The 615-nt window shown below is 57.1% G+C and carries 1 protein-coding gene; it reads right to left on the bottom strand.

All coding sequences use genetic code 11. The features are described from left to right. On the bottom strand, positions 1–615 hold a 615-nt coding region (locus tag AC5ZGW_RS46755; RefSeq protein ID WP_496114212.1), incomplete at both ends, for a hypothetical protein.

Raw genomic sequence — 615 nt, 5'->3', positions numbered from 1 at the left:
CATCGTGTCCGGCAACGTGCTGGCTAAGTGTTATCGAATCCGGTTCGTGGCGCACATGTACTTCAAAGATATCTGAAGCTTTGGAAGCTGCCATCTGATTCTTGAAATGAAACGAATCTCCGAGCTCTGGCGCGGCCGCCGTTTTTGCGTGCCAGGCGTCATCGATAAGAACCTGATCCTTGCCTCCACTGTTCAGGCTCGATTCCGAATGCGGGTTGTTGGAGGCGTTTACAGGCGCCGTGTGCAAATCGCGCTGCGATTGGCCGGGATTGGTAACGTTCAGTGGTGTCCCGTCATGCTTGGTGTGCTGCTCGGCAGCTGCGGAGCCGTTTTCAGAAGCGTGCAAATCGCGATTCGATTGCCCATGATTGGAATCGTCTCCCGGTGCGTCATGCTTGGCATGCTGCTTGGCGGCTGCGGAGCTATCTTCAGAAGCGTGCAAATCGCGATTCGATTGCCCATGATTGGAACCGTCTCCCGGTGCTTCATGCTTGGCATGCTGCTTGGCGGCTGCGGAGCCGCCTTCAGGAGCGTGCAAATCGCGATTCGATTGCCCATGATTGGAATCGTCTCCCGGTGCGTCGTGCGCGGCTTGCCGCTTAGCGGCTGCGGAGT

The organism is Bradyrhizobium sp. Crot121 (genome assembly GCF_059512385.1).
The sequence above is the reverse complement of the archived record's forward strand: the minus strand, read 5'-3'. Positions and strand labels throughout refer to the sequence as shown.